The organism is Pseudomonas sp. AU12215 (assembly GCF_001675465.2).
GTDB classification, from domain to species: Bacteria; Pseudomonadota; Gammaproteobacteria; order Pseudomonadales; family Pseudomonadaceae; genus Pseudomonas; species Pseudomonas nitroreducens.
Window position 1 is genome coordinate 1 of the sequence record NZ_MACM02000016.1, and the last position, 24614, is coordinate 24614.

23 protein-coding genes and 1 pseudogene are annotated in these 24614 nt (G+C 66.1%); 9 read left to right on the forward strand and 15 right to left on the reverse strand.

Translation table 11 applies throughout. The annotated features are described in order from the left end of the window. Positions 1-876, forward strand: an 876-nt coding sequence (locus tag A9513_RS04805; protein ID WP_065084107.1) for a thiolase family protein, incomplete at its 5' end; no start/stop codon positions are given. 204 nt (positions 877-1080) lie between these two features. Next, positions 1081-1647 (forward strand): TetR/AcrR family transcriptional regulator, encoded by a 567-nt coding sequence (locus A9513_RS04810; protein WP_065084108.1) that lies wholly within the window; start codon positions 1081-1083, stop codon positions 1645-1647. Positions 1648-1807: 160 nt separating this feature from the next. Here the strand turns inward: A9513_RS04810 and A9513_RS04815 are convergent, their stop codons facing one another. Then, positions 1808-2614 (reverse strand): SDR family oxidoreductase, encoded by an 807-nt coding sequence (locus A9513_RS04815; protein ID WP_037013022.1) that lies wholly within the window; start codon positions 2612-2614, stop codon positions 1808-1810. A 338-nt stretch (positions 2615-2952) separates the two neighbouring features. Here A9513_RS04815 and A9513_RS36705 point away from each other — a divergent pair, with 338 nt between their 5' ends. Continuing rightward, entirely contained in the window at positions 2953-3090 is a 138-nt protein-coding gene (locus A9513_RS36705) for a PSPA7_2676 family Cys-rich small protein (protein WP_280050495.1), read from the forward strand. 76 nt (positions 3091-3166) lie between these two features. On the opposite strand, the gene peaD is transcribed toward A9513_RS36705, so the two are convergent. From peaD to ccsA, 5 genes are all read right to left on the reverse strand, one after another. Next, a complete protein-coding gene (gene peaD, locus A9513_RS04820) occupies positions 3167-4300 on the reverse strand; it encodes a quinohemoprotein amine dehydrogenase subunit beta (protein WP_083195996.1) in 1134 nt (377 codons plus the stop codon). A 59-nt stretch (positions 4301-4359) separates the two neighbouring features. Next, positions 4360-4683: a quinohemoprotein amine dehydrogenase subunit gamma gene (gene qhpC / locus A9513_RS04825; RefSeq protein ID WP_015477047.1), complete on the reverse strand. Its 324-nt coding sequence runs from the start codon at positions 4681-4683 to the stop codon at positions 4360-4362. A 1-nt stretch (position 4684) separates the two neighbouring features. Beyond that, positions 4685-6115, reverse strand: coding sequence for a quinohemoprotein amine dehydrogenase maturation protein (gene peaB, locus A9513_RS04830; RefSeq protein ID WP_024765571.1), 1431 nt, complete (start codon positions 6113-6115; stop codon positions 4685-4687). Between the two features lie 75 nt (positions 6116-6190). Further along, on the reverse strand, positions 6191-7762 hold the full coding sequence (gene peaA, locus A9513_RS04835; protein ID WP_065084135.1) for a quinohemoprotein amine dehydrogenase subunit alpha: 1572 nt from the start codon (positions 7760-7762) through the stop codon (positions 6191-6193). A 197-nt stretch (positions 7763-7959) separates the two neighbouring features. Next, positions 7960-10143: a cytochrome c biogenesis protein CcsA gene (gene ccsA, locus A9513_RS04840; RefSeq protein ID WP_065084110.1), complete on the reverse strand. Its 2184-nt coding sequence runs from the start codon at positions 10141-10143 to the stop codon at positions 7960-7962. A 489-nt stretch (positions 10144-10632) separates the two neighbouring features. Here ccsA and A9513_RS04845 point away from each other — a divergent pair, with 489 nt between their 5' ends. Together A9513_RS04845 and A9513_RS04850 are read left to right on the forward strand one after the other, a co-directional pair. Next, entirely contained in the window at positions 10633-12309 is a 1677-nt protein-coding gene (locus A9513_RS04845; protein ID WP_065084111.1) for an MFS transporter, read from the forward strand. 173 nt (positions 12310-12482) lie between these two features. Continuing rightward, positions 12483-13976: an aldehyde dehydrogenase gene (locus A9513_RS04850; protein WP_065084112.1), complete on the forward strand. Its 1494-nt coding sequence runs from the start codon at positions 12483-12485 to the stop codon at positions 13974-13976. An 87-nt stretch (positions 13977-14063) separates the two neighbouring features. Here A9513_RS04850 and A9513_RS04855 read toward each other — a convergent pair whose 3' ends face one another. After that, complete coding sequence (locus tag A9513_RS04855; RefSeq protein WP_065084113.1) at positions 14064-14723, reverse strand: glutathione S-transferase family protein; 660 nt, start codon at positions 14721-14723, stop codon at positions 14064-14066. 260 nt (positions 14724-14983) lie between these two features. On the opposite strand from A9513_RS04855, the gene A9513_RS04860 reads away from it, so the two are divergent. Next, on the forward strand, positions 14984-15997 hold the full coding sequence (locus A9513_RS04860; RefSeq protein ID WP_141678342.1) for a GlxA family transcriptional regulator: 1014 nt from the start codon (positions 14984-14986) through the stop codon (positions 15995-15997). A gap of 150 nt (positions 15998-16147) precedes the next feature. On the opposite strand, the gene A9513_RS04865 is transcribed toward A9513_RS04860, so the two are convergent. Further along, positions 16148-17842: an amidase gene (locus A9513_RS04865; protein ID WP_065084115.1), complete on the reverse strand. Its 1695-nt coding sequence runs from the start codon at positions 17840-17842 to the stop codon at positions 16148-16150. 449 nt (positions 17843-18291) lie between these two features. After that, positions 18292-18681: a hypothetical protein gene (locus A9513_RS04870; RefSeq protein ID WP_226046405.1), complete on the reverse strand. Its 390-nt coding sequence runs from the start codon at positions 18679-18681 to the stop codon at positions 18292-18294. 202 nt (positions 18682-18883) lie between these two features. On the opposite strand from A9513_RS04870, the gene A9513_RS04875 reads away from it, so the two are divergent. Continuing rightward, complete coding sequence (locus A9513_RS04875) at positions 18884-19303, forward strand: hypothetical protein (RefSeq protein ID WP_024765580.1); 420 nt, start codon at positions 18884-18886, stop codon at positions 19301-19303. 4 nt (positions 19304-19307) lie between these two features. Here the strand turns inward: A9513_RS04875 and A9513_RS04880 are convergent, their stop codons facing one another. Both A9513_RS04880 and A9513_RS04885 read right to left on the reverse strand, forming a co-directional pair. Next, complete coding sequence (locus A9513_RS04880; protein WP_065084116.1) at positions 19308-19808, reverse strand: GNAT family N-acetyltransferase; 501 nt, start codon at positions 19806-19808, stop codon at positions 19308-19310. Positions 19809-19892: 84 nt separating this feature from the next. Continuing rightward, positions 19893-20288, reverse strand: coding sequence for a RidA family protein (locus A9513_RS04885; protein WP_037012222.1), 396 nt, complete (start codon positions 20286-20288; stop codon positions 19893-19895). A 153-nt stretch (positions 20289-20441) separates the two neighbouring features. Here A9513_RS04885 and A9513_RS04890 point away from each other — a divergent pair, with 153 nt between their 5' ends. After that, complete coding sequence (locus A9513_RS04890; protein ID WP_065084117.1) at positions 20442-21365, forward strand: LysR family transcriptional regulator; 924 nt, start codon at positions 20442-20444, stop codon at positions 21363-21365. An 11-nt stretch (positions 21366-21376) separates the two neighbouring features. Here A9513_RS04890 and A9513_RS04895 read toward each other — a convergent pair whose 3' ends face one another. Next, a complete protein-coding gene (locus tag A9513_RS04895; RefSeq protein ID WP_037012220.1) occupies positions 21377-22042 on the reverse strand; it encodes an O-methyltransferase in 666 nt (221 codons plus the stop codon). 95 nt (positions 22043-22137) lie between these two features. Here A9513_RS04895 and A9513_RS04900 point away from each other — a divergent pair, with 95 nt between their 5' ends. Next, positions 22138-22767 (forward strand): TetR family transcriptional regulator, encoded by a 630-nt coding sequence (locus A9513_RS04900; RefSeq protein WP_065084118.1) that lies wholly within the window; start codon positions 22138-22140, stop codon positions 22765-22767. A 4-nt stretch (positions 22768-22771) separates the two neighbouring features. Here A9513_RS04900 and A9513_RS04905 read toward each other — a convergent pair whose 3' ends face one another. The 3 genes and pseudogenes from A9513_RS04905 to A9513_RS36400 all read right to left on the reverse strand — a co-directional run. Continuing rightward, positions 22772-23464 (reverse strand): B3/4 domain-containing protein, encoded by a 693-nt coding sequence (locus A9513_RS04905; RefSeq protein WP_065084119.1) that lies wholly within the window; start codon positions 23462-23464, stop codon positions 22772-22774. Positions 23465-23958: 494 nt separating this feature from the next. After that, positions 23959-24135, reverse strand: coding sequence for a LysR substrate-binding domain-containing protein (locus A9513_RS36395; RefSeq protein WP_226046402.1), 177 nt, complete (start codon positions 24133-24135; stop codon positions 23959-23961). A 98-nt stretch (positions 24136-24233) separates the two neighbouring features. Beyond that, a pseudogene (locus tag A9513_RS36400) lies at positions 24234-24368 on the reverse strand (LysR family transcriptional regulator); the annotation flags it as partial. Positions 24369-24614 lie beyond the last annotated feature (246 nt).

Here is a 24614-nt window from a genome sequence, read left to right on the forward strand (position 1 = left end):
CTTCCGWTCTGCGGCTCGTCCATGACGTCCATCCACTTCGCCGCCGGGCAGATCCAGCTCGGCGCCGGCGATGCGTTCATCTGCGCCGGTGTGGAATCCATGACCCGCGTGCCCATGGGTGGCTTCAACCTGTCACCCAACCCGCACCTGCTGGCCGAATTCCCGCAGGCCTACATGCCGATGGGGCAGACAGCGGAAATCGTCGCCGAGCGCTTCGGCATCTCGCGCGCGGACCAGGAAGCCATGGCGGTGGACTCCCATGCCAAGGCGGCCCGTGCCCGCGAGCAAGGGCTGCTGGCCGCGGAGATCGTGCCCATCGACACACCCAACGGCGTGGTCAACGAGGACGGCTGCATCCGCCCCGGCACCAACCTGGAGGCGCTGGCGCAGCTCAAACCGGCGTTCGGCGGCAGCGTCACCGCGGGTACTGCCTCCCCCCTCACCGATGGCGCAGCGGCCGTGCTGGTGTGCAGCGAAGACTTCGCCCGTGCCCATGGGCTGGACATCCTGGCGCGGGTGAAAGCCGTCGCCGTGGTTGGCTGCCCGCCGGAAATCATGGGCATGGGCCCGCTCTATGCCACCCGCAAGCTGCTCGACCGCGCGGGTCTGCGCATGGCCGACATCGACCTGGTGGAAATCAACGAAGCCTTCTCCAGCCAGGCACTGGCCTGCCTGCGCGGGCTTGAGCTGGATATCGACCGCGTCAACCTGCACGGCGGCGCTCTGGCCATCGGTCACCCGCTGGGCGCAACCGGCGCGCGCATCACCGGCAAGGCGGCGGCGCTGCTGAAGGAAACCGGCGGGCGTTATGCCATTGCCACCCAGTGCATTGGTGGCGGGCAAGGTGTGGCGACGTTGCTGGAAGCTGTTCGCTGACGGTTACCGAGCGCTATTGACGTTTGTGGGAGCGAGGGGAACGCCTGGTCCTTGCTCGCGAACCTGGACCCGCTGCGGGGGTTCGTTCGCGAGCAAGCTCGCTCCTGCAACTCCATCCACACCTCTGCCCTGAATCACCTCTCCTCACCCACCCTGCGTTAGAATGTCACCCAGCATTCCATGCACCGCAGGAGACACCCGGTCATGCGTTACTCCGAAGACCACAAGGCCCAGACCCGCGAACGCATCATCAACGAGGCGGCACAGCGCTTCCGCAGCGAAGGCGTCGACGCCACCGGCCTGCAGACGTTGATGAAGGCGCTGGGCCTGACCCACGGCGGCTTTTACGCGCACTTCAAGTCCAAGGACGAACTGGTGGAAATCGCCCTGCAGCAGGCCGCCGAGCAACTGCGCCCGGTGGTCGACCAGCAGTTCGCCAAGGACGACCCGCTGCCCGGCTTCATCGACCAGTACCTCTCCACCGGCCATCGCAACACGCCGGGCAAGGGCTGCCCGTTGCCGACCATCTCTGCCGAACTGGGCGCCCGCGGGCATGCCAGCGCCACCACGGACGCCATCGTCCAGGCACGCATCAAAGCCATCGAGCAGGCGCTGCCAACCGAGCATGCCGAGGACCAAAGCGTCGCCCTGCTCGCCACCCTGATTGGCGCGCTCGTGCTGTCGCGCAGCGTGGCGGACACCGAGCTGGCCGAGCGCATCCTGGACAGCACCCGCCGGCACCTGAAGCGGGAAATCGGCGCGGCGGAATAAGAGACACCCGCAGGACCGAGGGGGACGCCCAGTCCATGCTCGCGAACCGCTTGGCAGCGTGCCTTGCAGGTTCGCGAGCAAGCTCGCTCCTACAAAGAGCCGCGCATAAAAAAGCCCCGGCGCAAGGCCGGGGCAAGCTTTTCGCCACTCAGTTACTCGGTTAGCCCACTGCAACTCCGTAGCGCTGCGCCGGCACGCTGCGCGAGAGGTTCGGCGCCAATTTCAGGCGCGCAGCGGTGAAGGCGTCGAACTCGCCGGCATCCGGCAGCGCCGGCAGGGTCACTACTTCGCCCTGGGCCAGGCCGGCCAGCGCGGCGTCGACCATGTGGTTCACGTCCATCAGCATTTCCGCCGGCAGTGCGGAGATATCGGTGCCAGCGCGATCCCAGATTTCAGTGCGGGTGGCACCCGGCAGCACGGCCTGGATACGCAGGCCCTGCGGCGCCAGTTCCTGCTGCATGGATTGGGTCAGGTTGAGCACGAAGGCCTTGGTGGCGCTGTAGCTGCCGTTGAACAGCTCCGGCGCCAGGGCCAGCACCGAGGCCACGTTGATGATGGTGCCGCGCCCGCGCCCGGCGAAGGCCTTGGCGGCAGCGCCGGCCAGGCGCGCGGTGGCGGTGACGTTCAGCTCGATCATGCTTTCCAGGCGGTCCAGGTCGGTCTCCAGCAGGGTGCCGTTGATGGCGACACCGGCATTGTTCAGCAGCAGGCTGATGCTGCTGTCTTCGGCCAGGCGCGCTTCGACGCGGGCACGATCCTCGCGACGGGTGAGGTCGGCCTTGAGCACATCCACGGAAACGCCGTACTCCTCGCCCAGCCGTGCGGCCAGGGCCTCCAGGCGTTGCTGGTCGCGGGCCACCAGCAGCAGGTCGTAGCCCTGGGCGGCGAAGCGCTGGGCGTAGGTGGCGCCGATGCCGGAGGAAGCACCGGTGATCAGTGCGCGGCCCAGTTCGGATTTGGCATTCATGGTTCTGTCTCCAGTGAGGCGGTTGCCCCGCATGCAAGGTGGGTAGGGCCGATTGGCCGTCTGGAATGTCCGACCCGATTCAGATTATGGCCGTCATCTGAAGGTGAATATTATGCTCATAATATTAACTGTCAAGGTCCATTCCCTGAGGGTGACGAGTGGTAACCGGCGTGGCGACAGACCGCACCGCACAGGCCATGAAGGCCATTGGGCGGTTTAGATTGCCCATTCTAGAGCGCTCGCGAGAACCTCTCGGGCGTCTCCACACAAGAACAAACCGGGAGCCACACCTGCACCTTTCTGCCTGTCTCAACACCGGCGTTGCCGGAGGAGGACACATGCGATTGCGCTGCTTTTTCCTGGGCTGTGTTTGGGATGAAGGGAATCTGACCGAGATCGGCCATGTGCCGATGCTGTGCCAGCGCTGTGCGCGCTGCGGGGCGCAGCGGTACCTGAGGCCCGCTCCGGAAATCTGAGCCGGGATTGCGGGCCGGAAACGAAACTGCCCGGAGTACGCAAGTGCTCCGGGCAGTCCGGTACAGCGAAGGTGAATCAGTTGGCCACGAAGGCCTGGCTGGTGGTGATCGCCATGTCGCCGCCGGGCAGCTTCAGATCGCCGATGCGCTCCAGGCTGTCGGCATCGTAGATCGCCACGTCGTTCAGGGTGCCGGTCAGGTACAGCTTGTTGCCGGCCTTGTTGGTCGACAGGCAGTAGTAGGAGTGGTCCAGGTTCGCCGCCTTGACCAGCTTCTGCTCCTTGATGTCGTACTTGGCCAGGCGGTTCAGCACGCCGTAGATGACATTGCGGTCCTTGGCCGAGCGAATACCGCTGAAGTACACCTCGGTGACCGGGCCGAAATCGACGGTCTCGGTCTTGCCGGTGGCCAGGTCGATGTTGAAGAAGCCGTAGAGGAAATCGGCCGTGGCCATGTCCTGCTTGGCGTCCTTGAACTTCGCCGTGGTGTAGAGCAGCGAGAAGTCACGCGGGTAGGTCTGCTGGTTCCACACGTAGAGCACATCTGGCGGCGCGTAGTTGGGGCGCTTCCAGTTGCGGCTGGGGATGATCACGTCGAACTTGCCGGTCTTCACGTCCACCTTGTAGATGTCCGGGCCCGCCACGTAGAGGGTGCCGTCATCGCCGCTCTGCATGATGGTCAGCTGGCGCGGCGCCGGGAAGGTGCGCACCGGCTTGGCGCCCATGCCGTCTGCCACCGAGTAGACCTGCAGGCGCGGCTGCTGCACTTCGTAGTGTTCGGAGAGGATCAGCGTCGGGTTGGCGATGGCGTAGATCTCCTTGCCGTCGTGGCTGACGGTCATGGAGAACATCGCCCGCGCGTTCTCGCCCGGCTTCTGCGCGATGGTGGCGTGGAACACCGGTTTGCAGTCATCGAGCTGGATGCCGTAGATGTCCGCGTAGTGGTTGCTGAGGATGTAGGCGACCTTGCGATCCGGCGACAGCTGGGTCATGCCCGGGCCATAGGCGCCGGGGATCGCGCAGGTCTTGTAGAGCTTGTCGGTCTGCATGTCGATGACGTGCAGGTTGTTCGGGTAGTTGGTGCTGATCAGGTACTCGTGGCCACTTTCCAGCGCTTTGCCGGTGTCGGTGCCGGCATCGGCGGCGACGGCTTGCAGCGCGCAGGCCAGCGAGAGGCCACCGAGCGCGGCGGCGAATGCTTTTCTGGACATGCAGGTTTTCCTCTTGTTCTTCTGGTCCATGCTCTTTGGGCCGATATTCGTCAGTCCGGTCATTTGTCGTCCGGGAATACGGTGCCGAGGTTGCGCCAGTTCTCGGCCGAGGCCTGCGCATCCTTGTTCCAGTCGGGGTAGGTGCTCATCATGTCCGGCACCTGGGCCGGCCACCAGCAGGGGTCGGAGCAGCCGTAGAGGTCCGCTTCCATCGGCTGGCAGAGCGAGGACACGCCGCCGAACACGTCGACTTCCCAGCCCGGGTCGGTGGTGGCCGCGCAGCCGGCCACGGAGTTCATCGCCACCACGTCCTCGATGCGATCCTCGGCGGCGGCCTGTTCGAGCTTCTGTGCTTTGGTGTTGATCGCTTTCAGATGTTTCATGTCAGTGCGCCTTCCGCGGAGTGATGTGGCGGTCGATGAAGCTGGGGTTGGAAGCCATGATCCGGCTGTAGACCTCGATACCGAAATCGACCCAGTCCCTCATCAGTTCGCAGTAGTGGTAGGTGGGGTGCGCCGGGTCGCCGTAGCGCGCATAGCTCTCGTGGTAGCAGCCGCCGGAGCAGAGGTTGCGGATGTGGCAGCTGGCGCAGCCGGTGTCGGTGCGGTCCAGACGCTGGGAAAGGAAGTCGTTCAGCTCGGCCTGCTTCACCCCTTCATGGACGTTGCCGAAGGTCGGCAGCGAGGAGCCGGTGAAGCGATGGCACAGGTTCAACTCGCCCTTGTGGTCCACCGCCAGCATCTTCAGCCCGGCGCCGCACGGCAGGGCCTTCTTCTGCCCTTCGTGGATATCGGTGATCAGCTGGTGCAGGTTGGAGAAGCCAATGTTGCGCCCTTCCAGCGCCTCGTCCAGGTAGCGCCGGCCGAGGGCCTTCATGCCGGCGAAGACCGCCTTCAGCTCGTCTCCGGTGAGGTTGTAGCTGCTGATGTCGCCCGAGGTGACCGGGGCGAAGCCGACTTCGGCAAAACCCATCTCGTTGAACAGGTGGTTCCAGATGGTCTCGACATCGGTGACGCCGGTGGTCAGCGTCACCCGCGCGCCGACCGGCCGCGCGGTGTAGCGCGACAGCAGCATGTCGGCCTTGCGCCGCACTACGTCATAGGTGCCCTGCCCGCCCACGGTGATGCGGTTGCGGTCATGCACCGTCTTCGGCCCGTCGATGCTGATGGACAGCCCGAAGCGATGGGCGTTGAGCCAGTCGACGATTTCCTCGGTGAGCAGCGTGGCGTTGGTGGTCATGACGAAGTCCACCGTCTTGCCCAGGTCGCCGAAACGGCGCTCGCAGTAAGCGACCATGTGCTCGATCAGCGGGCGGTTGGACAGCGGCTCGCCGCCGAAGAACACCACGGTGTAGCGCTGCTCGTCGGGGGACTCCTGGATCAGCATTTCCACCGAGGCCTCGGCGGTTTCCGCACCCATCTTCTTGCCGGCGGAAGGCTTGTCCAGGTCTTCCTTGTAACAGTAGGTGCAGCTGAGGTTACAACCGGTATTGACGTTCAGCACCACGGTATTGAGTGCGGTGCGGTCAACCTTCTTGATACCGATTTCAGGGGTCAGCGGCGAGCCGTCGCTGACCAGCTCCAGCGCGATCAGCTCGCGCAGGGTCTCGTCGATTTCCTCGGCGCCGAAGCGCCCGGCCAGGCGTTGGGTCAGCTCGTCCGGCGAGCAGGCATGCCCGCGCAGCGCGTCGATGATCCCGCCGGTCAACTCGTCGCTGGCGAACAGCGAGGAGCTGGGGATATGGAACAACAGGCGGTCGGCGTCGACCTGCACTTCATGCAGGTTGCGTTCGACCAGATTCAAGATGGCGCCCATGGCGACCTCCCGGAACTTGCTTGCCAATCCCCGTCCGAAAACGGGGCTCAAGGGTTCAGTTCATCCGATCCCGCATCACGGAATCGGCGGGTTGTTCCAACGCTGCACGGTGACGATCATGTGCCCTTCGCCCTTGTGCGACTGGCCGGCGTCGTCCACCGCGGCGATTACCTTCAGGTTGCCGGCATTGTTGGTCATCATCTTGCGCGCCGGGTTCGGGCCGGCGTCACCCGGCGTGAAGATGCCGCTGTCGGCGTCCATCACCCCGGCGTACTTCACGTCCTGGTCTTCCTTGGCGCGGTCGTCGAACGGCTCCACCGACCACTGCGCGGGGAACACGCCGATGCGGAACGGTTTGCCGTCGGCACCCTTGCCCCAGGCCTCGGCGTCGAAGCTGCCCTGGACCTTGGGCGTCGAGCCGCCATTGCCGCCGATGCGGGAGATGGAGAACTCCGGCACCACCTTCACTTCGGCGATGTCCTTGTACACCGCGAGGCTTCCACCCTTGGCGCTGCCCACGGCAACATCGCGCTCGCCGACGGCAGCGGAGTCGGCAGCCTTGACCTTGACGGTCACGCGCTCGGGCGTCGCGGAAACCACCGACACCACCTCGACGCCCGGGCCGAACGACGGCTTGCCTTTCAGGCCGCTGCCGATGACGCTGACTTCGGTCTCGGCGCCCGCCTTCAGGTACGCCGGCTGCACGCCCAGGACGCGGCTGGTGCCGTTCTGTGCGGCGACGAAGTCCAGGCCGCGCTCGTCGTGGGCCTTGTCGAACATGCGGCCCTGCATCTGGCCGTTCAGGGCGGCGAACACCTGGCGCATGGTGACGTCACCGACCTTCACCGCGCCGCGCCATTCGTAGCCGTTGTAGAGCACAGCGCTGCCCTCGCCATCGAACGGCGAACCGTCGGCATACTTGCCGGTCACGCTGACCTTGAAGGCGTCGTCGCCGTCCTTTGCCACTTTCATGCTGCCGGCGACATCGCCCTTGCCCGGCATGTGCCCGGCGAAGCTCCATTCGCCAGCCAGTGTCTCGGCCTTGGGCCGGTTCTTCTGCCAGTCGCTCCAGGCCTTGTCTTCCAGCGGGAAGCGTTTGGCCAGCTCCGGGACCATCTCCTTCTTCGCCAGGTCGAACCAGTCACGGTCACGGGCCAGGGCCTGGTATTCCAGCGACGGCCAGCGGCCGAGGTGGAAGTTCACCAGCTTCTCCCACTCCGCCGCCGGGCGGCGCTGCAGGGCGATGCGCGCGCCCGAGTGGCAACGGGCGCACATCTGCTCGAAGTTGGTATCGAATGTCTCGACAGTGTTCAGCCGGCGCTCGAGGGCGTAGCGCACGCCTTCGGTCTCGCTGGGCGCCAGGCCCTGCTTGTCGGCGAGGAACTTGACCACCGCACGACGCTCCTCGTCGGTGATCTTCAGGCCGTACATCACCTGCATGCGGCCGATGCTCATCAGCCAGCCCTCGGGGGTCTTCCGCTGATGACTGATACGGCTGAGGGAGTTGTTGCCTTCGGGCGTGTGGCACGCCTGGCACTTGGCGTTGATGATCGCCTGGCCCTCGGGTGCGGCCTCGGCCGTCTGGTGCAGCGCAAGGGCCATTGCGGCCAGGGTTCCGGCACCCAGATAGTGCCGAAGTCGTGTCATCTTCAAGGTCAGGCCTCCTCGGTATTCTTGTTGGTTATTGGCGCCCACCGATGGGCTAAGAGCGAGCTCTTGAAAGCGGTTTAGCAGGTTGTGTGCCACTCCTTTGCAAACCCCGCCTACTCAGGCTTCCGGCGGTACTTGCCGGCACGCCCGGCGGGTGGCAGCGGGGTTGCGACGTCACATTTCGCGATTGCTGTCTAACTCTGAGACAGGGCCTGTGAGACACCCTGCGAAGCAGTATGGTCCTGCCTGCGCAAAGTGCCGCCCGCCGGCAGCATCAGGGCGCCGAACAGCATGGTGAGCAGGCCGATCCAGACCAGCGAGAGGAACGGAAAGCGGCGCACCACCACCACGCTCTCAATGTCGTCGCCGGGCTGGTTGAGCAGACGCGCCGAGGCTGGCACCCATATCTGCAGATCGCCCCTCCAGCCGCGAACGATGAAGGGATGCAGCACGTAGCCGCGGTCCGAGGCGAAGCGCGCGTAGTGGTAGTCGAGGATTTCGCAGAGTTGGCGGACCGGGCCCTGGTAGGCCGGCGGGTTGCCGCGGCTGTCCTGGAACAGCGCGTGGCCGGCCAATGTGCGCTCGCCGTCGCGCAACTCGACCTTGGCCACCGCGTGGTAACCGGAGAAATCCGGGCGGCTGGAATCCGGCGAGACGCGCATCTGCATGCCGCCGATCACCGCGTGCCACTGCTCAAAGGACGTGCCCGGCGGGATGCTGATCTGCTGGTAGCTGTTCAGCGCCGTGGCGGCCAGCCCGCCCACCAGCGCAATCACCGCGCCGCCGTGCACCAGCGCCAGCCCGCCGCTGTAGCGCAGGTTGCCTAGGCGTCGGCTGCGCCACAGGCTCTGCACGCCCCACAGCAGGCAACTGCCCATCAGGAAGGCGCCCCCCAGCAGCGCCGCGTCCAGCCAGGGCAGCACCTGCACGATATTCTGCGAAAGCATGCCGTCGCCGTTGTAGCCGCCGCTCAGCCAACCGCCGCGCCAGCCGGTCCAGAGCATCAGGGCGGCCATCAGGGCAGTTGCCAGCAGCGCCGGCCGCGGTCGTCCACATCGACGCAGGAAGCTGTAGCCGCCCATCAGGCCGAGGGCCGCCAGCAGCGGCACCACCCAGTGCGCCAGGCCGTAGCCGTTGACGTCCCACTGGTCGAAGGCGCGACGCAGGCTGTCCATCTCGGCGGTGGTGGCCCAGGCGGTCAGGGTTTCGAAGAAGGGTTTCAGCTCGCTCGGCCGCTCCATCCCCAGCCATTCGTAGAGGTGCGCCTGGAGCAGCACGCCGAGGGCCAGCAGGCCGGTGCCGGCGAACAGGTAGATGGCCACGTCCAGCGTCCAGTCCGAGGCTCCGCGCCGCCGCCCTGCCCGCTTGCGGGATCGCCATCCGGCCAGCAGGTGGAACGCCGCCAGGGCCAGCAGGATCGCCGCCAACGCCAGGTGGCTGAGCCAGGACGTGGTGCCGATGTAGCGGTGCGAGCTGGCCAGCAGCGTGCTGCGGGTCACCGCCATGGCGCCGCAGGCCATGGCCGCCGCCAGCAGGCTGAGCACCGGCAGCAGACGTGCGTAGGCGCCGTCAGCGCGCCAGCGACGGGCGCCGTGCAACACCGCGCCAAGCAGCGCCCAGATGATGAAGGCCGAGGTCTGCACCGGGTCCCAGTGCCACAGCTGGCCGTAGGTGAAATCTTCCATGGCCCAGGCCATGCCGACGCCGATACCGGCACTGAGGATCAGCCAGGCACGACGGCTGTAGCGCGGCATCACCCAGGCGTAGGCGTGCCCGCCTCGCCCCAGCGCTTCGAGCGCGGCCCCGGCGGGCGCCAGCACCCAGGCGTAGGCGCAGAGAATCAGCGGCGCATGCAACGACATCCAGAACGTCTGCAGGTGCGCGTTCATGCCCTGGCTCGGCTGCGCCGCCAACCAGTCAGCCGGCGTCGCACTGAACGGTCCGAGCCAGGCGGCGGTGGCGGCATACCAGGCAGCGATCAGCGCCATGCCGCGCCCCGCCCAACCGGGCAGCGCGGCGCTTTTCAGGGCGATCGCCATGCAGAAGGTCGCCAGCAGCAGCACCGTGCCTTCGTCGCCACCCCAGAGATTGGAAAACTTCAGGTAGGCCGGCAGCCCCGCGCTGCTGTAGAGCCACGCATAACGCAGCTGAAAGTGGTCGGCCACCAGGTGCAACGCCAGCGCCTGGCAGGCGCCGCAGAGCGCACCGACGGCAATCGGCCAAGCCGGCCCTCGCCATTCATGGCGGATGGCGCCCAGGGCAATCAGACCCGCCAGCGCCCAGAGCAAAGCGTTGCCCACGCCGGGCAGCAACCACAGCAAAAGGCAGGTCAGCGCGGCGGCCGACGGCCCCGCCATCCACGGCAACGACAGATGCATCCTCTTCAAGCCAGGCCTCCTTGTGCAGCGCCGACGCGGCGCTTGGCGAAACCCAGCGCTCTTCACGTTGCGTGCCAGGGGGGAAAATCCTTGTGAAACAGCAGGCTGCGCTCACGCGATGGGCAATGCGGCGTGGCAGATCGCGACAGCTGTAGCAGCCTGAGACAGCTCCACCCGTTATAGACGATGGTCTAACAGCAGAAAGCCATCATCGAATACCGCTCCCGAGAAAGGCGCCAGCCAGACGCGTCACTTCCCACCGCTTGTCCAGAACAGGTGCCAATCCGCGCCAGCCGGGGCTTTTCCGGTGATGGCCAGTGGATATCCGCGGCAGGCCGATTATGCTTCTCATTGACCTTGCGACGTGCCGCAGGGCTGCCTGTATTCAAGCTTCGCGCAATCCGTACGACCTGACATCAGCCCTGGGCTCGAGTGCGGTAACGGTATTGAGGGACTCCGGCCCAACACAACAACAAGACGGAGACGAACATGGCACAGACATACAGCCCGTCCGCGGGCAACGCGCCTTCCACCGGAGTGACGAAGGAGGAGCGCAAGGTCATCTTTGCCTCCTCCCTGGGCACCGTTTTCGAGTGGTACGACTTCTACCTCTATGGCTCCCTGGCGGCGATCATCGCCAAGCACTTCTTCGCCGGAGTCAACGAAACCACCGCCTTCATCTTCGCCCTGCTGGCCTTCGCCGCCGGCTTCGCGGTGCGGCCCTTCGGCGCCATCGTGTTCGGCCGCCTGGGCGACATGATCGGGCGCAAGCACACCTTCCTCATCACCATCGTCATCATGGGCGTGTCCACCGCCGTAGTCGGCCTGCTACCGGCCTACTCCACCATCGGCGTCGCTGCGCCGATCATCCTCATCACCCTGCGCCTGCTGCAGGGCCTGGCGCTGGGCGGCGAGTACGGCGGCGCGGCGACCTACGTCGCCGAGCACGCGCCCAAGGGCAAGCGGGGCTTCTTCACCTCGTGGATCCAGACCACCGCGACCCTCGGCCTGTTCCTCTCGCTGCTGGTGATCATGGCCTGCCGCACCGTGCTCGGCACCGAGGCGTTCGAAGCCTGGGGCTGGCGGATTCCGTTCCTGCTGTCGATCCTGCTGCTGATCATCTCGGTGTACATCCGCCTGCAACTCGCCGAGTCGCCGGTGTTCATGAAGATGAAGGAAGAAGGCAAGGCCTCCAAGGCGCCGCTGACCGAGTCCTTCGGCCGCTGGGAGAACCTCAAGGTAGTGATCATGTCGCTGCTCGGCGGCACCGCCGGCCAGGCCGTGGTCTGGTACACCGGGCAGTTCTACGCGCTGTTCTTCCTGCTGCAGACACTGAAGATCGACCCGCAGACCGCCAACCTGCTGATCGCCGGCTCCCTACTGCTGGGCACACCGTTCTTCGTGTTCTTCGGCAGCCTGTCCGATCGCATCGGCCGCAAGAAGATCATCATGACCGGCTGCATCCTCGCGGCGCTGACCTACTTCCCGATCTTCCACGGGCTGACCCAGTTCGGTAACCCGGACGTGTTCGCCGCCCAGGAGAAGAACCCGGTGACGGTGGTCGCCGACCCGAGCGCCTGTGCCTTCCAGTTCGACCCGGTGGGCAAGGCTAAATTCGTCAGCTCCTGCGACATGGCCAAAAGCCTGCTGGCCAAGCGCGCGATCCCCTACGAAAACCTCAAGGCCGAAACGGGCGCCGTCGCCCAGGTGCACATCGGCGACAAGGTCATCGCCAGCTTCGAAGGGGCCGGCATGCCGGCGGCAGAGTTCAAGGTGCAGTCCGAAGTCTTCACCGCGCAACTGGCCGCCTCGCTGAAGGAAGCCGGCTACCCCGAGAAGGCCGACCCGGCGAAGATCAACCACCTGATGATGCTGGTGCTGCTGACCGTCCTGGTGATCTACGTGACCATGGTCTACGGCCCCATCGCCGCGTGGCTGGTGGAGCTGTTCCCGACGCGTATCCGCTACACCTCCATGTCGCTGCCCTACCACATCGGCAACGGCTGGTTCGGCGGCTTCCTGCCCACCGTCGCCTTCGCCATGGTGGCGGCCACCGGGGACATCTACTACGGGCTCTGGTACCCCATCGTCATTGCCGTGATGACGGCGGTGCTGGGCATTCTGTTCCTGCCGGAGACCAAGGACCGGGATATCACCCGCACCTGAGCCCGACGTCTCAGCCGCTGTCGCACAATGCGACAGCGGCTTTCCTTTTTCTTTTCCTCCATAAAAATAAAATCCTTTTAATTCATAAAGTTGCCTTCAATTTTCAGCCTTGGCACAGCCGTTGCGATATCCCGCCTCAACGTTCCTGGAACAGACAACAAGAGGCCACCGCAATGCTCGCTTCCCTGCCCATCAAGCCCGAATCCCGCGCCTTCCTGCAGCGCGCGCCGAAGATGCTCATCGGTGCCGACTGGACCTCCGCCAGCGACGGCGCCCTGATGGACCTGCGCAATCCGGCCACCGGCGAAGTGCTCTGCCAGGTGCCGGCCGGCACCGTCGACGATGTCGACCGCGCCGTGCGCGCCGCACGCCAGGCCTTCGATGACTCCGCCTGGAGCCGCACCCGCCCGCGTGAGCGGCAGAACCTGCTGTGGAAGCTCGCAGGCCTCATGGAACGCGACGCCGACCTGCTGGCCGAACTCGAGTGCCTGAACAATGGCAAGAGCGCCGCCGTCGCCCGCGTGATGGACGTGCAACTGGCCATCGACTTCCTGCGCTACATGGCCGGCTACGCCACCAAGATCGAAGGCAGCACGGTGGATGTGTCCATGCCGCTGATGCCCGACGGCGACTTCCACGGCTACATCCGCCGCGAAGCCGTCGGCGTGGTCGGCGCCATCGTCGCCTGGAACTTCCCGCTGCTGCTGGCCTGCTGGAAGCTCGGCCCGGCGCTGGCCACCGGCTGCTCGGTGGTGCTCAAGCCCGCCGACGAGACGCCGCTGTCCGCGCTGAAACTTGCCGAACTCGTCCTCGAAGCGGGCTACCCGGCCGGCGTGTTCAACGTCGTCACCGGCACCGGCATCACCGCGGGCGCCGCCCTCTCCCACCACCCGCTGGTGGACAAGCTGACCTTTACCGGCTCCACGCCGGTGGGCAAGCAGATCGGCAAGGCGGCCATGGACAACATGACCCGCGTGACCCTGGAGCTGGGCGGCAAGTCGCCGACCATCGTCATGGCCGACGCCGACCTGGCCACCGCCGCAGCCGGCGCCGCCCAGGCGATCTTCTTCAACCAGGGCCAGGTCTGCTGCGCCGGATCGCGCCTGTATGTGCAGCGCAAGCACTTCGACAACGTGGTGGCCGACATCGCCGGCATCGCCAACGGCATGAAGCTGGGCAACGGGCTCGACCCGAGCATCGACATGGGCCCGCTGATCTCCGCCAAGCAGCAGAAACGCGTGTTCGACTACATCGAACTGGGCCGCGACAAGGGCGCCACCATCGCCTGCGGCGGCGAGCAGTTCGGCCCCGGCTACTTCGTCAAGCCGACGGTGATCGTCGACGTCGACCAGAAGAACCCGCTGGTGCAGGAAGAGATCTTCGGCCCGGTGCTGGTCGCCCTGCCCTTCGACGACATCGAGGATGCCCTGCGCCTGGCCAACGACAGCCCCTACGGCCTCGGCGCGAGCGTCTGGTCCAACGACCTGGCGGCGGTGCACCGCATGGTGCCGCGCATCAAGTCCGGCTCGGTGTGGGTCAACTGCCACAGCGCTCTGGACCCGGCGTTGCCCTTCGGTGGCTACAAGATGTCCGGCCTCGGCCGCGAAATGGGCGCCGCCGCCATCGAGCACTACACCGAGCTGAAGTCGGTGCTGATTCGCCTGTAACTCTCCACTCGTCTACCTCATCCGCGCATCCTCTGTGCGGGTCTTGCATCCCCCGGACGCGGCAGCGCACGGGGGATTTTTTTGCGCTCAATCGCGATCCGGCGCTCCCAGCGGGAACAGTGTCCGCAGAGGTCGCGCATCCTCTACCGCGCGGGCGAAGGACGGGCGCGCCAGCAGGCGCGAACGGTAGGCGCGCAGGGTCGGGTAGCGGTCGCCGATGGGGTGGGTCCAGTCGGCGTAGAACAGCGAAGGTGCCGCAGCGCAGTCGGCCAGGCTGAAGCTGTCACCCGCCGCCCAGGCGCGCCCAGCCAGTTCCTCTTCCAGCCACGCATAGGCCAGTTCGAGCTTGCTCACCGCGTGGGCCAGGCCTTCGGCACGCTTGCTCGCCTCGCCACTCATGGCCCCCAGCACGGCGTGCTGCACCGGGGTCATCACGTGCCAGTCGAAGAAGCGGTCGAGGAAGCGCACGTCCAGCGCCTTCAGCGGATCGTCCGGCAACAGCCGCACTGGGCCGGGATGCTTCAGGTGGAGGTACTCGATGATGATGCTGGTCTCGGCGACGCTGTGCTCACCGTCGAGCAGCACCGGGAACTTCGCCAGCGGCCACAGGCGCAGCCAGTGCGCACCGTTGTCCGGCTCATCCGGGCCCAGGCCGCGGAACTCGAAGGGCGTGGCGTTCTCGTACAGCGCGATCAGCACCTTCTGCGTGTAGGAGGAAAAGAGATGGCCGAAAAGGACAAGGGACATGGCGGAATTACCTGGGGTGGACCAAAGCCTTGAGCCTAGCCCCGAATGCAGGGGAGCGACCGACGGCCCCGCCGACCGGCCATGTCGTTTTTGGCGATGCCCACGACGATGTCGAGTAACTCACAGCTCTGCCACTGCCTTAGCTTGAGTCTCACGGCGCCCCCATTCCCAGCCCGCCCACGGCCATCGGGCCGTTCACGGTTGACGCTTGCCCACAGGAGAACCGCCAATTGGTCGAACGCCGCCAGTTCAGTGGGGCCATGCAGAGGCGCAACCTGCGCTATCTCGACGGAGAGTCCCGGGAGCCCGGCCGTCTCGCGCGGGTAGGCTTCCTGCTGCTGGAGCACTTCTCCCTGCCGGCCTTCACCCAGGCTCTGGATACTCTGGTCACCGCCAACCTCATCCGCGCACAGACCTTCGCCACCCAGACCTTCAGCCTCGACGGCGAGTCGGTCACCAGCGACCTGGGCCTGGTGATCTGCCCCGGCGCGACACTGACCTCGGCGCAACTCGCCGAGCTCGACCTGCTGGTGGTCTGCGGCGGCTTGCGCACCTCGCTGCGCGCGACCCCCGAGCTGACGCGCCTGCTGCGGATCGCCGCCGACCGCGGCATCGCCCTCGCCGGCCTGTGGAACGGCGCCTGGTTCCTCGGCCAGGCGGGCCTGCTGGACGGCTACCGTTGCGCCATCCACCCGGAGAACCGCGCGGCGCTGGCGGAGATCGCCCGGCACAGCGATGTCACCAGCGAGAGCTACCAGGCCGACCGCGACCGCCTCACCGCCGCCAGCCCCACCGGCGCCTTCAACCTGGTGCTGGAGTGGATCAACGCGCGCCACGGCCGCGAACTGGTGGACGCCATCGTCGACATTCTGGCCTTCGAGGAGTCCCGCTTCCGCCGCACTCGCCCGGCACTGCACGAGAAGCTCAGCGAGCCATTGCGCGAGGCGATCAACCTGATGAGCGCGAACATCGAGGAACCGCTGAGCCAGGACCAGCTGTCGAACTACGTCGGGCGCTCCAAGCGGCAGATCGAGCGACTGTTCCAGGACCAACTGGGCACCACGCCGGTACGCTATTACCTGGAGCTGCGCATTACCGAAAGCCGTCGCCTGCTGCAGCATTCCAGCCTGCCGATGTACGAGGTGGGGCTGGCCTGCGGCTTCGTCTCGCCCAGCCATTTCAGCAAGTGCTACACGTCCTTCTACGGCTACTCGCCGTCCAAGGAGTCGCGCTTCGGTTGCGTGAAGGCGGTGCGCACAGGGGAGCGGTTGTAGAGGCACGCTTCGCCAACCGGGCCGGCGCCTGGTCGCTAATATGGCCCATTAGCACACCAGATCATCGAAAACGTCGCACCCAGCGCTTCTGGCAATAAAAAACCGCGCCCTGGGGCGCGGTTTTTCATCCTGCTGGAAGCAATCGACCGATCAGCCCAGCGGCGGCGTGCTCGGCGGCACCAGGCGCTTGGAGCCGGTGGCCTCGAAGGCCGCGGCAAAGGTCAGCAGCGCCGAGTCGTCATAGGCGCGACCGGCGAAGGTCAGGCCCACCGGCATGCCGATGTCGGCCATCACGCCCATGGGCACGGTGACGGTCGGCACGCCCAGGTGACGGATCGCCAGGTTGCCGTTGGCCACCCAGATGCCGTTGCTCCAGGCGATGTCGGCCGACTCCGGATTGACGTCGGCGTCCGCCGGGCCGACATCGGCCACGGTGGGGAACAGCACGGCGTCCAGCTTCAGCCCGTCCATCCAGTCTTCCAGATCGAGCTTGCGGGTCTTTTCCAGGCCGCGCAGGCCGTCGGGCAGGGTCTCGATCTGGTCCCAGGTCTTCAGGCCGCGCTTGGCCATGTTGACGTACTCGTCCATGCCGGCGGCCAGGTCGTCCTCGCGGTTGGGCAAGGTGCCCGGATCGTGCGGGAATATCTGCGGACCATCGACGTCGGCCAGCTTGTTCAGCTTGGGGTCGCCGTTGGCGCGCAGGAAGTCGTCGAAGCCCCAGCCGGACAGCTCCCACAGTTCATCGTGGAGGAACTCGGGGGATACGATGCCGCGGTTGAATACGGTCGGCGCGCCGGGACGGTCGCCCTCGCAGTTGGAGACCAGCGGGAAATCCACTTCGACGACTTCGGCGCCGGCGGCTTCCAGGGCCTTGCGGGCCTGTTCCCAGAGGTCGATGACCGAGGCGCGGGTGTTGATGCGCTGGCCGGTCGGGCCGCCGATGCCAGGCTTCTCGCTGGTGCCGGCCAGTTCGTCCTTGTTGATGAACATGCGCGGCACGCCCAGGCGCTTGCCCTTGAGGGCTTCGGGGCCGGCGGCGAGGTCCAGGTAGGACGCCGGGCGCACTTCGCTGACGGCGGGGATCGGCACCCACGGCTGCAGGCGCCACAGGTCGCCACGCTTGTCGGCGTCTTCGGCGACGACCACGTCGAGCACTTCCAGCAGGTCGGCCATGGTGCGGGCGTAGGGCACCACCACGTCCATGGTCGGGGTCAGCGGCCAGTTGCCACGCACCGAGATCACGCCACGGGACGGGGTGTAGGCGCACAGGCCGTTGTTCGAGGCCGGGCCGCGGCCGCTGGACCAGGTCTCTTCCGCCAGGCCAAAGGCCGAGAAGCTCGCGGCGGTCGCAGTGCCGGCACCGTTGGAGGAGCCGGAGGCGAAGGGCGCGGTGAGGAACTTGCGGTTGTACGGGCTTTCAGCACGGCCGTAGACGCCGCGCTGCATGCCACCGTTGGCCATGGGCGGCATGTTGGTCTTGCCCAGGCAGATGGCGCCGCCGGCGCGCAGGCGCTCGACGGTGAAGGCGTCGCGGTAGGCGATCAGGTCCTTGAAGGCCGGGCTGCCGGAAGCGGCGGTCAAGCCTTTCACCAGGTAGCTGTCCTTGGCGGTGTACGGAATGCCGTCCAGCGGGCCGAGGGTTTCGCCACGGGCGCGGCGGGCGTCGGAGGCTTCGGCTTCCTTCAGGGCCTCGGGGTTGCGCACGACCACGGCGTTGAGCTTGGTCGGGCCATCGTAGGCATCGATGCGCGCGAGGTAGGCCTTGACCAGTTCGACCGCGGTGGTGCGGCCCGACTCGAGGGCTTCACGCAGCTGCGCAATGGAAACTTCGGTTACCTCGATCATGCTTTCACCGTCGGCTGAAGGTTGGTGGGAAGGGGCAGGTCTGCGTCGCGAAGGACCCAGACGGCGCAAGTCGGAAAATGCGTGTTCATCTCGATTCTCTTGTACTTCTGTTACGCGACGGGAGTGAGTTTACCGTCGGCCGGCGGCGTCGTTCAGCGCCCGGCGGACAAACCGGATGCGCATCCTGGGCAAGGCAGGGCGAATACAGCCGCCAGGGCGCACACACTGGCATGTCCGATCAGAATACACAACACGCGTAAATTAAAAAAAACGCCCGCCGAGCGCGGACTCGACGGGCGAGATACGGGTGCCGGGGGAAGCACCCTTGGAGAGTGAATCAGCGAAAGCCCGAAGGCAGACGCTGGCGCAGGCTACTCGCCGCCTGCCGGCGCTGGGCGGGTCGCTGGGGGGAGCGATCCGCCCGAAGACGTATCAACCTCTACAGATCATCAACCGTGCTGCGAGCACTGGTAGGCGGCGTCCAGCAACTCGCCCTTGTCCTGCCAGGCGCTGCGCTGGAAGGCGCTGAAATGGTTGCCGCCGGCGATGGGGGTCACCTGGACGATGCCGCTGGCCTGCAGCGGATCGGCGCTGCCGGTGAGCAACTGGCGGGTGGTGCCGCGGTCGCTGACGAACGTGGCGGTGCCGGGAGTCAGCCTGCCGTCGACGCAGTTGAGGTAGGCGCTGCTGTCCTGGGCAGTCATGCCACCGAGGCTATCCCAGCTCAGCTGGCTTTCGGAGGTCGCCGCGCAGCCGGTCAGGCTTGCCAACGCCAGCAGCAGCGGACCAAGGGCGATACGGGCAGCCGGGCGATTGGCGGTGGGGCGCTGGGTGTTCATCGATTCTGTCCCTTGCTCGGTTCATCGATCTCGTGGGGCAGATAGTCAGCCGCGCCCGGCCCGCGCACCACTCGATTGCATCGATAGTGAAGCTCGACGGCATTGATGGTTGCGCGCCGCTGCGCAGGAAGTTCGAACCCTCCCCGCCCTGGCCGGTCGCAAATCAGGAAGCCCCCGACTTTCCAACCCCGGAGGACATGCCATGAGCTACGACTGGGACCTGATCGAACGCCTGCTGCTGCGCGCCCAGGAATGCGCCGACCAACCCTACAAGGCTCGCGAATGCGGCGAGGAAGTGGCCGAGCAGCACCGGCTGCAGGGCGAGCCGGTGGAGGGCAGCACGGATCATCTGAAGAAGGTCGCTGGCGACCTGGAGGGCGATCTCTACGCCAACGGCTATATCCAGGAGCGCCCGCGCGAGCACGGCGGCACCGGCAACAACTTCGAGCTGACCGAACGCGGCACCGAGCTGCTCACGCTGATCAGCCGCAGCTTCCCGGACCACCTGGTATTCCGCCAGCTGCTCGACGAGCAGGGCGAGGCGGCGCTGCTGCCGGAATCCTTCGACCGGCTGGCCGAGCGCGCCACCCGCGACCGGGTGAACGATCGACCGGAGCGCTGAAGGCTCAGGCGGCTGGCAATTCCATGACCATCTCGTGCCACGCCATGCCGCCATGGTCGGACGCCGACGGCTTGACGTAGCGGTAGCCGAAGCGCTCGTAGAGCGGCACATGGCGGTCCTTGCACATCAGGTGGATGGTGCGCTTGCCCAGGCCCGCCATGCGTTCGACGAAGGTGCGCATCAGCAGCGACGCATAGCCCTTGCCCTGCTGCGCCGGGTCGATCACCACCGACATGATCACCACGTTGGGCGCCGCCGGATCATGGCCGATGAGTTCCTTGAAGCCCTCGTCGGACATCACCACGTCGAACGCGCAGCCACTGTTGATGAAGCCGATGATCTCGCCGTCCAGCTCCATGATCAGGAAGCCTTCGGGATATTGCGCGATGCGCGTGGCGATCTTCTCGTGCGTCGCCGCCTCGTCGCCCTCGTAGGCGGTGGTTTCGATCGCGAAGCAACGGTCGGTGTCGGCGGGAACGGCGGTGCGGAAGGTCGGAGCGGTCATGGGGAAATCCTGGCAGGGCAAAACAGGACGGCATGGTAAAGAAACCCGGCCGTCCCGTCTCGCCGCCCTGCCCTGCGGCCGGTTTCAGCCCTGTGGCAGGCGCGCGATCACCTTGATCTCGAAATCGAAGCCGTAGAGCCAGGTCACGCCCACCGCCGTCACCGTCGGATAGGGGGCTGCGCCCCAATAGTCGGCGGCGACCTGCCAGGCGCGCTCGAAATTCGCCTGGGGGTCGACCATGAAGATCGTCACGTCCATCACGTCATCGAAGCTGCAACCGGCGGCGTCGAGGATCCCGTTGAGGTTTGCGAAGGCGCGCCGCACCTGGGCATCCAGCCCGGCCTCGGGCGAACCGTCCTCGCGGCTGCCAACCTGACCTGAGACGAACAGCAGGCCGTTGCTGCGGATCGCCGGGGAATAGCGGTTGCGTTCATAAAGAGCCTGGCGGCCGGAAGGGAAAACCACGTCACGTGTACTCATCTGCTTGCTCCAGCGAGGGGCGCGATGGCCCCGGTTCAACGATGGAGGCAGGTTACGGCGCGCGGGGGCAGCGATAATCGGGCAACACTGGTCAGCATTGTTTGTAGAATCCAAACAATCAGCCCCTCTCAACGCAGGTCAGCCGGAGCCGCCATGGACCGTTTCGATGCGATGCAAGCCTTCGCCCGCGTGGTGGAAACCGGCAGCTTCACCAAGGCCGCCGACACCCTGCACATGAGCCGCACCAGCGTGACCCAGCTGATCCAGCAGCTGGAGGCGCGCCTGCGCGTGCGCCTGCTCAACCGCACCACGCGCAAACTCAACCTCACCGCCGACGGCGCCGCCTACTACGAGCGCGTGGTGCGCCTGCTGGCGGACATGGACGACGCCGAGACCAGCCTCTCCAGCGCCGCCGCCCTGCCTCGCGGGCGCCTGAGGGTGGACGTGCCCAGCCCGCTGGCGCGCATCCTGCTGATCCCCGCGCTGCCGGACTTCCACGCGCGCTACCCGGACATCCAGATCGACCTGGGCGTCAGCGACCGCATGGTCGACCTCATCGATGAGAATGTGGATTGCGTGGTCCGCGGTGGCGAACTTACCGATCAATCGCTGATGGCCCGGCGCGTCGGCGACCTGCAGTTGGGGGTCTTCGCCGCGCCTTCCTACCTGCAGCGCGCCGAAATGCCGGAACACCCGCGTGACCTGGGGAACAGCCAGCAGCGCATCGTCGGTTACCTCTGGGCGCGCACCGGCAAGCCGTTGTCGTACGCGCTGCACAAGGCGGGAGAGACCGTGCAGGTCCAGGGGCGGCCGGTGCTGACCGTGGACGACGGCAACGCCTACCTCGCCGCCGGTATCGCCGGCATGGGGGTGCTCTGGCTGCCGCGCTACATGGCCGACGAGGCCGTGGCGCGCGGCGAACTGGTGGAGCTGTTCGCCGGCTGGACGATGGAAACCATGCCGCTGTTCGTGGCCTTCCCGCCCAACCGCCACGTCAGCGCGAAGCTGAGGGTGTTCATCGACTGGATCGTCGAGCTGATGGCGCGGCACGCGCCGGTGGCCCAGCCCCAGCTCTAGACAGCGCAACTTCAACCCAGGCGCATGGACAATTCCACGTCATCGGCAAACGGAATCGACAGGTAGCGCCCGCCCGGCAGGCGGACCTCCGCCAGGTACTCCGCGCTGTAGTCGGCGTTGTCGGCGATGACCAGCGCACCGGGCCGCAGGCGGTTTTCCACCAGGGCGAGGACTTCCGGGTAGAGCGCCTTGGCGCCGTCGAGCAGCAACAGGTCGATGCTCTCAGGCAGGTCGCGGGCCAGCGTCTGCAGTGCATCGCCCTCGCGGATTTCCACCAGGTCGGCCACGCCACCCGCGACCAGGTTGGCCTGGGCGCGTGCCACTTTCGAAGGCTCGAACTCGCTGGTGATCAGCCGGCCGCCGCCGTTGTCGCGCAAGGCAGCCGCCAGGTGCAGCGTCGAAATACCGAAGGAAGTGCCGAATTCGACGATGTGCCTGGCGCCGATGCTGCGCGCCAGCATGTACAACAGCGCAGCGGTTTCCCGCGAGACGGGCAGCGGCTGGTCCCTGAGCTGGCCGTAGAGCTCCCGATACTGGGTCTTGCTCTGCATCAGGCGCGTCAGCGCGGCCTGGTCGAGATTGGCGAAGGCCGGGCTGGACTGGGGAGAGGCCGCATCAGCTTCCTCGAAGAGGCGTTGCAGCAGGGGTGCCAAGGGGGCAGAAGTGAGGGTCGTCATGCTGGTCTCCGGATAGGGGATTGAGCGCGAAAAAGCGCCCGACTAGAATGCGACTAATTCGTCATGTTCCACTATTCGCATTGCCGGAGAGCCCCATGCCCGAACGCCGCAGCCCGCGTATTTCCACGCGCAAGGAGCCGAAACAGGCGCGCTCCAACGACCTGGTGACGGCCATTCTGGATGCCGCTGTTCAGGTTCTGGAGAAGGAAGGCGCCTCGCGTTTCACCACCGCGCGCGTGGCCGAGCGCGCCGGGGTCAGTGTCGGCTCGCTGTACCAGTACTTCCCGAACAAGGCGGCGATCCTGTTCCGCCTGCAGAGCGACGAATGGCGGCAGACCACCGAGATGTTGCGCGGCCTGCTGGCGGACGAAACGCAGGCGCCATTGCAGCGCCTGCGCAACCTCGTCCATGCCTTCATCCGCTCCGAGTGCGAAGAGGCGCGCATGCGCATCGCCCTGAGCGATGCCGCCCCGCTCTACCGCGATGCGCCGGAGGCCCGCGAAGCCAAGGCCGCCGGCGAGGGGATTTTCCAGGCGTTCATCGCCGAAGCCCTCCCGCTCGCTCCCGAAACCCAGCGCACGCTGGCTTGCGAGTTGATCACCACGACGCTCGGCTCAGTGGGCAAGCAGTTCTCGGAAAGCCCGCGCAGCGCCGAGCAGATCGACGCCTTCAGCGATGCGCTGGCAGATATGTTCTGCGCCTACCTGAAGAGCCTCATGCAGTAGAGGCTTACTCCCGGCACTCCACCAACTGCGCCTCGGCCTTGGCGCCCGGCATCATCTCTTGCAACCCGGCGATCAGTTGGTCGCCCGCCTCGCGCAGGGCTTCCAGCGGCATCTGCGGCAGGCTTTCGAGGATGAACCACATCCGCTGCGCTTCGGCGTCCAGGCGGGTGCGCACGCCCTGCCGCCAGTTCCAGCGGCGACAGGTGACACTGAGGTCGTCACGCCAGATGACTTCGCCGGATTCGGGCGATTCGTGGGCCGGCGCGCCGTCCTTCATGGTGTCGAAGAGTTCGTTGCCGTCGGCGATCACCAGGCGCGGGGTTCCGGCGTAGGCGGCGAGGTTCTCCCCACCCACCGGAATCGCGAACTGCACGCTGATGGCGTTGTACAGGTCCACCACCGGATTGATGACCGGCAGACTGCCGTCACGCAGTACACGCTTGCGCAGCGCCTCCGCCGAGCAGGGCGTGCGCTGAGGCTTGGCACCAAAACGGCGGAACACGTCGGCCCACGCCGCCAGGTGTGCCTCGGCCCAGGCCGGCTCGCCCGCCAGGAGAGCCGCGCAGGCTCGCTGCAGGGCCTGCTCGGCCACCGCCGGGTGGCGGATCGGCGCGGCCTCGACCGTGATGCTCAGGGCCCGAAAGCCGGGGGCGATGGCGGCGATGGCGGGGGCAATGCGAGGCGTGACGGGATGCATGACGAAATCCTTGGTGTACAGCGAATGCGGACGATCAAATTGCCCATCTCAGCGGTGGACGAAGTTGCGCTTGTGGTAGTCGCCCCAGGCAACGGACAGGGTTTTCAGCAGGCAAAGCAAAGTGGTCCATCTGGACTTCATGGGAATGTCTCCGGAATCGGTGGGCACGAAGGCGCCGGGCAGCAAGCCTGGCCAGGCTATTTCTACCGGGAAGGCGCCGACGCTGCCATGAAATCCCCGAATGAAGTATTAGCCAGGCTTATGCAAGCTCTCAAAAATCAGCCCAGCTAATCCGCAATGCTTTAGTCGAACTGAACTGTCGGGCAACAGAAATCGTGCATTGAAGTGCGCCCCTGCCAGCGGTGAGATGGAGAAGGACATCAGCATCCTGACCGACATCCAGTTCACGGATGGGCGCGGTTACGGCTACTGAGGCCTGCGCCCAAGCCGCCTTTTGCAGACTCACCCAAGCCACAGCGCTCCCGGGTTGAGCACTACTCACCAACCGACAGCAACCACTCGATGAACGCCCGGACCTCCGGGCGTTCCCGCTTCGCCTCGGGGCAGACCACGTAGTAGTTGTGCACTGCCGCCACCGAGATCGGCGCCGGACGCACCAGCCGGCCTTCGTCGAGGTCGCGCTGTGAAACCGTCTCGTCGCTGAGCGCCACGCCGAAGCCAGCGCGCTGGCCACGCTTTTCTGCAGCGCTCGCCCACTGGCGGTCAGCACCAACTGGCGGCCGCGCTTCTCGAACAGCTCCACACCCAGGCCGGCCTGCAGCGCCTTGACCGGCTGGCTGACCGCGCCGCTGGTCACGTGCAGTTCGATGGCAGCCGCCGCCAGGCTGCCCAGGCGGGCCACGCTTTCGAACACCCTGAAACTGTGCAGTGGCGGGAAGGCCATCTTCTGAAGCAATCCTGCGCAAATCGTGACGGACGGTTATAGCAGGAGCGGCCTTCACCCGGGAACGCAACGCGCTCCAGGCACCTCTGGCCCGCAATTTGCGAAGTCCTGTGTCCAGGTGGGTGCAAAGAAGCTTGCGGCGCTTTGCATGCAGCCAACTGGTGCTTTTGGATTCAAGAATGCACACATTTTGGGCAGAGCATACCGAGTCAGGATTTCATGCATAACGCTGATTACAGAGCCATC